The organism is Prevotella sp. AM42-24 (assembly GCF_003461825.1).
GTDB classification, from domain to species: domain Bacteria; phylum Bacteroidota; class Bacteroidia; order Bacteroidales; family Bacteroidaceae; genus Prevotella; species Prevotella hominis.
This window is the reverse complement of sequence record NZ_QTXV01000082.1, coordinates 9515-10981: the sequence shown is the minus strand read 5'-3', so window position 1 is coordinate 10981 and position 1467 is coordinate 9515. Positions and strand designations below refer to the sequence as shown.

Here is a 1467-nt window from a genome sequence, read left to right as displayed (position 1 = left end):
CAATACTCTGTTAATTCTTATGTAATCGATTGAAAATGAGAGAGTTAATTAACGTAATATAACTAATAAAATTTGGTTAAGTGGCTGATTATCAGTAACTTTATAGTTCTCTAAGCTCAAAGTTATATGACATCAGAACCACTCAACCAATATACGGAAATATGCAGAGATGCTATCAAAAGTTCATCTGCAAAGTTAAGCAAAACTTTCGAGAGTCTACTCTTGGAAATACTTTTATTGTACATGACGATACAAAGAAAGATAAATTTCACTCAAATGGAGCGTTACGGCACCCATTGTGAGCAGACCTACAGAACGAACTTCAACCGTGGTCGTGCTAAATGCATAGACTGGGTGAAGTTCAACCTTGCCCTATGCCGACGTTACTTGAATATGGATGGTCTATTGGCTATAGCCATCGATCCGAGCTACATCAGCAAGTCGGGTAAGAAGACTCCGCATATCGGTACTTTCTGGTCCGGTTGTGCAAGTTCCATGAAGCATGGGCTTGAAATCATGGGGCTTGCACTTGTCGATGTCCATGCCAACAGTTGCATGATGCTGCGCGCCCATCAGACTCCATCTACTGGAGAATTGAAAATGCGTAACATGACTCTCGTGCAACATTACATAGCGGTCATCAAGCGTTATAAGAAGGATTTGTTGAAGGTCACCGATATTGTTGTCGCTGACGCTTTCTTCTCTATCCGTCCGTTTGTGGACGGAATCAAAGAGTGCGGTTTCCATCTTGTCAGCCGCTTCAGGGATACTGCGAGCCTATATTATGTGTATACGGGACCTCGTTCCAATAAGCCTGGACGTCCCAAGACACTTGACGGAAAAATCAACTACAAGAAACTTGACCTCACACGTATGGCAGAGTTGCATATTGAAGGACTTGAAGGCACAGCCTACACACTCATAGCCTATTCAAAGGCATTGAAGCAGAAAGTGCGCCTTGTCATTTGGGTTATGCCGAACGGAAAACACAAGCTTTTCTTCTCAACAAAGACATCCATGTCGGGTGAGGAAGTGTTGCGCACATACCGCTCAAGATTCCAAATAGAGTTTTGTTTTCGCGATGCAAAGCAATATACTGGTCTTACGCATTGCCAAGCAAGACACAAGAACCAGTTGGACTTTTCCTATAATGCATCATTCGCATCACAGAATGTTGCGAAAGTGATGATGAAGGAAAATGAATTGCCGTATTCCATGGCTTCTTTCAAGGAGATTATGGCAAGCACATACATCGCTAAATTAATTTTCAACAAGTGTCGGAGAATACCGAACCGAAAGTTAATTAGTCATACTATCAAAGAACTCTTTGGCTGGCAACGTAAAGCTGCTTAGCCATTATCTCAAATTTTAACGAACTATTGATAAATAGACCAACAAAACAAAAACTGTTTCAAGTAGTAATGAAGTCTTCAATTACCATTGGAAGGTAGCAAGAAAGAGAAAGAC

1 protein-coding gene is annotated in these 1467 nt (G+C 41.3%); it reads left to right on the top strand.

What is annotated here, in order from left to right; all coding sequences use genetic code 11:
- Positions 1-276 precede the first annotated feature (276 nt).
- Positions 277-1353, top strand: coding sequence for a transposase (locus DW917_RS15165; protein ID WP_220429029.1), 1077 nt, complete (start codon positions 277-279; stop codon positions 1351-1353).
- Positions 1354-1467: the final 114 nt, after the last annotated feature.